We start from the raw sequence: 6518 nt of genomic DNA, 5'->3' as shown, positions 1-6518 counted from the left end.
CCCGCGCCGATATTGGTGTCCGCTCCGATGCTGGCATCGCCGATATAGGTGAGGTGGTTGGCCTTGGCGCCGGTCGCAAGGGTCGCGTTCTTGATCTCGACGAAATTGCCGACATGCACGTTCTCCGAGAGTTCCGCCCCGGGGCGCAGCCGCGCGTAGGGGCCGACCACGGCGCCACATGACACGTGACAGCCTTCGAGATGGGAAAACGCGCGGATCCGCGCGCCGGATTCGACGGTGACATCGGGGCCGAACACCACGTTGGGCTCGATCACCGTGTCGCGGCCGATCACCGTGTCATGGGCGAAGAACACGGTTTCCGGGGCGGTGAGGGTGACGCCGTTTTCCAGCGCCTCGGCGCGGGCGCGGGCCTGGAAGGCGGTTTCGGCGGCGGCCAGTTGATCGCGCGCGTTGACGCCCATGGTTTCGGCCTCGTCGCAGGTGACGGCGCTGGCCGAAAGCCCGCGGTCGCGGGCGATGGCGACGATATCGGTGAGGTAGTATTCGCGGCTGGCATTTTCGTTCGTCACTGCGTCGAGCAGGTCGAAAAGTGTCTGGGCAGAGGCGGCGATAACACCGCTGTTGCAGAGAGTTATGGTGCGTTCTTCATCCGAGGCGTCCTTGAACTCGACGATCCGTTCCAACATCTCGCCCTGCATCACAAGGCGCCCGTAGCGGCCCGGATCGGCAGGTTCGAAGCCCAGCACGACGACATCGTGACGCGCCCGTGCCTCGGTCATGCGTTGCAGCGTTTCGGGCCGGATGAAGGGCGTGTCGCCATAAAGCACGATCACGTCTCCCGTCGCGCCCCTGAGCGCCTCACGGGCACAGAGCACCGCGTGGCCGGTGCCGAGCTGTTCGGGCTGTATAACCACCTGCGCGGTGTCGTCGAAGGCTTGCGCGGCCGCCGCAACCTCCCGGGCGCCGACACCGGCCACGATGACCGTGCGTTCGGGCGCGAGAGCGGCGCCGGATTTCATCGCGTGGATCAACAGCGGCGCGGCCGCCACGGGGTGCAGCACCTTGGGAAGATCCGAGTTCATGCGCGTGCCCTGCCCGGCGGCGAGGATGATCAGGCTTGTGCTCATCGAGGTTTCTCGTGTTATTGCCTCTGCGCCCGTTTTATCCGGTTGGCACCGCGTGGCAAGGGCGGTGCGTTCAAGATAGGTTGCGGCGTGTGACAGGGGCAGGCGGGTTTTCGCCGGAAAGGGCAGGCAGATGAAATCGGTGATCTTCGATCTCGACGGGACATTGGCGGACACGTCCGGCGATCTTATCGCGGCGGCCAATGCCTGTTTCCGGGCGATGGGGGCGGGCGAACTGCTCGACCCGGGGCGCGATTCGGGCACGGCGCTGCGCGGGGGCAAGGCGATGCTGCGGTTGGGGTTCACCCGGATGGGGGGGCTGCGCGAGGACGAGATCGAGGCGTGGTACCCGCGGCTGCTCGAGGAATATGCAGGCGCGATCGATCGTCACACGGTGCTTTATCCCGGCGCGATGGCCGCGGTCGAGGCGCTGGCCGGGGCGGGATATGGCGTGGGGATCTGCACCAACAAACCCGAGGCGCTGGCCGAGCGGTTGATGCGCTCGCTTGGGGCGCGCGATGCGTTTGGCGCGCTGATCGGGGCGGATACGCTTGCGGTGCGCAAGCCCGATCCCGAACCGCTGCGCGAGACGGTGCGGCGGCTGGGGGGCGATCCGGCGCGCTGTCTTCTGGTCGGCGACAGCGACACCGACCGTATGACGGCCCGTGCGGCGGGCGTGCCGTCGGTTCTGGTCACGTTCGGACCATCGGGGGCAGACATGGCCGCGCTTGCACCGGAGGCTATGATCGACGCCTATGATGAACTGCCCGGCGTGGTGGCGCGGCTTTTGGACTGACGCGGCGTTGACGGGGCGTGCGCCGTGGCGCAGAAAGGTCGCATGAGCGAGGTTTTCAAAGGCAGTTTCACCCAGCAGGAGCCGATCCCCGACGAGGCGATCGCAGCCGCCGTTGAAGTGATGAAAGGTGGCCGGCTGCATCGCTACAACGTGGCGGGTGACGATCCGGGCGAGGTGGCGCTTCTGGAACGGGAGTTCGCCCAAGCCATGGGCGCGCAATACTGCGTTGCAGTGGCCTCGGGCGGCTATGCGCTCGCCTGTGCATTGCGCGCGGCGGGGGTGCAGCCGGGTGAGCCGGTTCTGACCAATGCCTTCACGCTGGCGCCGGTGCCGGGGGCCATCGCCAGCGTGGGCGCGGTGCCGGTCTTCGTCGGCGTGACCGAGGGGCTGGTGATCGACCTCGATGACCTGGCGGCCAAGGCAGGCGAGGCGCGGGTGCTGATGCTGAGCCACATGCGCGGCCATCTGGCCGACATGGACCGGCTGATGGAGATCTGCGACGCGGCCGGCATCACCGTGATCGAGGATTGCGCCCACACGATGGGCGCGCGCTGGCGCGGGCGGCTGTCGGGCACGGACGGGCTGATTGGCTGCTATTCGACCCAGACCTACAAGCATCTCAATTCGGGCGAGGGCGGGTTCCTGGTCACCGATGACCCGGAGATTGCCGCGCGGGCGATCGTGCTGTCGGGGTCATACATGCTCTATGGTCGCCACCTTGCGGCGCCCGGGCCCGAGGTGTTCGAGCGGGTGAAATACGACACCCCCAACGTGTCGGGACGGATGGACAACCTGCGCGCGGCGATCCTGCGACCACAGCTTGCCCGGCTCGACGCGCAATGCGCGGCCTGGACGGCGCGCTACCGCGTGGTCGAGGAGGAGCTGCGCGGCACGCCGGGCCTGACCGTGGTGGAGCGGCCCGAGGAGGAGGCATTCGTCGGCTCCTCGATCCAGTTCCTGTTGCTCGACTGGGCCGAGGACAGGATCAACGCCGTCTTGCGCCGTTGCGCCGCGCGGGGGGTGGAACTCAAGTGGTTCGGCGGGGCCGAGCCTTCGGGCTTTACCTCGCGCTATGACAGCTGGCGCTATGCGCCATCGCTGCCGATGCCCGAAAGCGACCGTATCCTGAAATCCATCCTCGACATGCGCCTGCCGCTGACCTTCAGCCTTGAGGATTGCGCTCTGATCGCCCGGATCATCCGGGCCGAGGTGGGCGCGGTGTTCCAGGGCGGCTGACCGGTTGGCGCCGACCATCGGCGGCAGGCCGGCAGGCCCTGATCCCGGTGAGTGCGGCGAGGTCGACCGCCTCCGGCGGGAGTATTTGGGGCAAGATGAAGCTGGGGCAGGTCCATCCTTCATCTTGCGTGAAATACTCCGGGGGTGCTGTCAAAATGCCCTGGCATTTTGCAGCTCGGGGGCAGAGCCCCCGACAAGCAAGACCTGCGCGCCGAAGGCGCACGATCGGATCAGGTTGATCCGAATCGGGGGATGGGGTAGGAAATGAACAACTGTTCAATAAATCGGAGGGCGGCCGCATGTTCATGGGGTCAATGAATTTCGATCTGGGCGAGGACGTGAACGCGCTGCGCGAGATGGTGCATCGCTTTGCGCAGGAGCGGATCAAGCCGATGGCGGGCGAGATCGACCGCAGCAACGAATTCCCCAACGCGCTGTGGCGCGAGTTCGGTGAGCTGGGCCTTTTGGGCGTGACCACGCCCGAGGAATATGGCGGGGCCGACATGAGCTATCTTGCCCATGTGGTCGCGGTCGAGGAGATCGCGCGGGCCTCGGCTTCGGTCAGCCTTTCCTATGGCGCGCATTCCAATCTCTGCGTCAACCAGATCCGGCGCAATGCCACGCATGAGCAGAAACTGAAATTCCTTCCCAAGCTGATCTCGGGCGAGCATGTGGGGGCCTTGGCCATGTCCGAGCCTTCGGCCGGGTCGGACGTGGTGAGCATGAAGCTGCGCGCCGACAAGAAGAACGACCGCTATGTTCTCAACGGCAACAAGTACTGGATCACCAACGGGCCGGATGCGGATGTGCTGGTGGTCTATGCCAAGACCGACATGGAGGCCGGGCCCAAGGGGATCACCGCCTTCATCGTGGAAAAGACCATGACGGGTTTTTCGACCGGGGCGCATTTCGACAAGCTCGGTATGCGCGGTTCGAACACGGCCGAGCTCATCTTCGACAATGTCGAAGTGCCCTTCGAGAACGTGCTGGGCGAAGAGGGCAGGGGCGTTGCGGTTCTGATGTCGGGGCTCGATTACGAGCGGGTGGTGCTGTCGGGCATCGGCACCGGCATCATGGCGGCCTGCCTGGACGAGGTCATGCCCTACATGAAGGAGCGCCAGCAGTTCGGCCAGCCGATCGGGAATTTCCAGCTCATGCAGGGCAAGATCGCGGACATGTACACGGCGATGAATTCGGCTCGTGCCTATGTCTACGAGGTCGCCAAGGCCTGTGACCGGGGCGAGGTCACGCGCCAGGACGCGGCGGCCTGTGTGCTTTATGCCAGCGAGGAGGCGATGAAGGTCAGCCACCAGGCGGTGCAGGCGTTCGGGGGTGCCGGGTATCTTTCCGATAACCCGGTGGGGCGCATCTTCCGCGACGCCAAGCTGATGGAGATCGGCGCGGGGACGAGTGAGATCCGCCGGATGCTGGTGGGTCGCGAATTGATGGGGTTGATGGGGTAATGTCACGAGACCCGATTGAAATCTATCACGAACATGAGGTTCGAAACCACCAAGTTTTCGACCCAATAATTGAGCAAATTAGGGGATTGGGTTCTGAATATGGCCTAATGCTCTTCAAGCAGCTAGCATTGCTGAATGGCGGTGCATTGATAGCAATTGCTCCATTGTCTCAGTTTTTGGTTGGTGTCGAAAAGCAGGTGTTTGCATTAGCGGCTGTTTGGTTTGTTTCCGGACCTGTTTTGATGATTGCTGGTGCATATGCAGCACATTTGAACCTATCACTTGTCGCCAGTGCGTTAGAAGAAACGAGAAACTCTCGTCTCGAGGATATCCACGAGATTTTACTTAACGATAAGAATCCCGAGGATTTGCCTCCGTTCGAGTCATCTCATAAAGTTCGTATTCTTTTAACTTTTTGGGCTTCCCACCTTTTTGGTTGGTTGAGCGTTGGTTCATTTTGCCTCGGTGCGTATTCACTGATTGGAGCAACCTTATGAAACTGCAATCCCAGGCCATTCCGTCCTCCGAGGCCTTCACGACCAACCGCGACGGCCATCTGGAAGCCCTCCGTGTGATCCGCGAGGCGGCGGAACTGGCTGCCGCGGGCGGTGGCGAGAAGGCGCGCGCACGTCATGTCGGCCGGGGCAAGATGTTGCCGCGCGAGCGGGTGGCGGGGTTGCTCGATCCCGGCTCGCCCTTCCTCGAGGTCGGCGCGACCGCGGCGCATGGCATGTATGGCGGGGCGGCGCCCGGTGCGGGGATGATCTGTGGCGTGGGGCAGGTGCATGGGCGCGAGGTCATGGTGCTTTGCAACGACGCCACGGTGAAGGGTGGCACCTATTACCCGATGACGGTCAAGAAGCACCTGCGCGCGCAGGAAATCGCGGAGCAGAACCATCTGCCCTGCGTCTATCTTGTCGACTCGGGTGGTGCGAACCTGCCGCAGCAGGACGAGGTGTTCCCGGATCGCGAACATTTCGGGCGGATTTTCTACAACCAGGCCAACATGAGCGCGAAGGGCATTCCCCAGATCGCGGTGGTGATGGGATCCTGCACCGCCGGGGGGGCCTATGTGCCTGCAATGTCGGACGTGAGCATCATCGTGAAGGATCAGGGCACGATCTTCCTTGCCGGGCCGCCGCTGGTGAAGGCGGCGACGGGCGAGGTGGTGAGTGCCGAGGACCTGGGCGGGGGCGACGTGCACACGCGGCTTTCGGGTGTGGCCGATTACCTGGCTGAGGATGACGCCCATGCGCTCGCGCTGGCGCGGCGGGCGGTTTCGAACCTCGGCGCCCGGAACGCGATGGGCGTCGAGTTGCAACCTTCGGAGGAGCCGGCCTATGACCCCGATGAAATCCTCGGCGTGGTGCCGGCGGACCTGCGCACGCCCTATGACATCCGCGAGGTGATCGCGCGGACCGTGGATGGCTCGCGTTTCGACGAGTTCAAGGCGCGGTTCGGCGAGACGCTGGTCTGCGGGTTCGCCCATGTGAAAGGCTGCCCGGTCGGGATCGTGGCCAACAATGGCGTGCTGTTTTCCGAGAGCGCCGTGAAGGGCGCGCATTTCGTCGAGCTGTGCAGCCAGCGCAAGATCCCGCTGGTGTTCCTGCAGAACATCACCGGTTTCATGGTGGGGCGCAGATACGAGAACGAAGGCATTGCCCGGCACGGCGCCAAGATGGTGACGGCGGTGGCCTGCACGCAGGTGCCCAAGATCACGATGCTGGTGGGCGGGTCGTTCGGGGCGGGCAATTACGGCATGGCGGGGCGCGCCTATTCCCCGCGGTTCCTGTGGACCTGGCCCAATTCGCGCATTTCGGTCATGGGCGGCGAGCAGGCGGCGGGGGTTCTGGCCACCGTCAAGCGCGACGCGATGGAGCGGGCCGGAGAGGACTGGAGCGCCGAGGCCGAGGCCGAGTTCAAGCGCCCCACCGTCGA

At 64.5% G+C, this 6518-nt stretch carries 6 protein-coding genes; 5 read left to right on the top strand and 1 reads right to left on the bottom strand.

The window, feature by feature from the left end; translation table 11 throughout:
- A partial coding sequence (glmU, locus tag ACESL9_RS16350; protein ID WP_372675211.1) for a bifunctional UDP-N-acetylglucosamine diphosphorylase/glucosamine-1-phosphate N-acetyltransferase GlmU occupies window positions 1–1088 on the bottom strand: 1088 nt, incomplete at its 3' end.
- Between the two features lie 130 nt (window positions 1089–1218).
- Here glmU and ACESL9_RS16345 point away from each other — a divergent pair.
- From ACESL9_RS16345 to ACESL9_RS16325, 5 genes are all read left to right on the top strand, one after another.
- A complete protein-coding gene (locus ACESL9_RS16345) occupies window positions 1219–1881 on the top strand; it encodes an HAD-IA family hydrolase (protein ID WP_372609910.1) in 663 nt (220 codons plus the stop codon).
- A gap of 42 nt (window positions 1882–1923) precedes the next feature.
- Window positions 1924–3117 carry a DegT/DnrJ/EryC1/StrS family aminotransferase gene (locus tag ACESL9_RS16340; RefSeq protein ID WP_372609912.1) on the top strand — a complete coding sequence of 398 codons (1194 nt, stop codon included), beginning with the start codon at window positions 1924–1926 and terminating at the stop codon, window positions 3115–3117.
- Window positions 3118–3416: 299 nt separating this feature from the next.
- Complete coding sequence (locus tag ACESL9_RS16335; protein WP_372609914.1) at window positions 3417–4580, top strand: isovaleryl-CoA dehydrogenase; 1164 nt, start codon at window positions 3417–3419, stop codon at window positions 4578–4580.
- On the top strand, window positions 4580–5077 hold the full coding sequence (locus ACESL9_RS16330) for a hypothetical protein (RefSeq protein WP_372675210.1): 498 nt from the start codon (window positions 4580–4582) through the stop codon (window positions 5075–5077). The genes ACESL9_RS16335 and ACESL9_RS16330 overlap by 1 nt, the downstream gene beginning before the upstream one ends.
- A partial coding sequence (locus ACESL9_RS16325; RefSeq protein ID WP_372675209.1) for a carboxyl transferase domain-containing protein occupies window positions 5074–6518 on the top strand: 1445 nt, incomplete at its 3' end. The genes ACESL9_RS16330 and ACESL9_RS16325, both read left to right, overlap by 4 nt.

Origin of the sequence: Aquicoccus sp., from assembly GCF_041686535.1 — a bacterium.
Classification (GTDB): Bacteria; Pseudomonadota; Alphaproteobacteria; order Rhodobacterales; family Rhodobacteraceae; genus Aquicoccus.
This window is presented reverse-complemented; position numbering and strand designations above follow the sequence as displayed.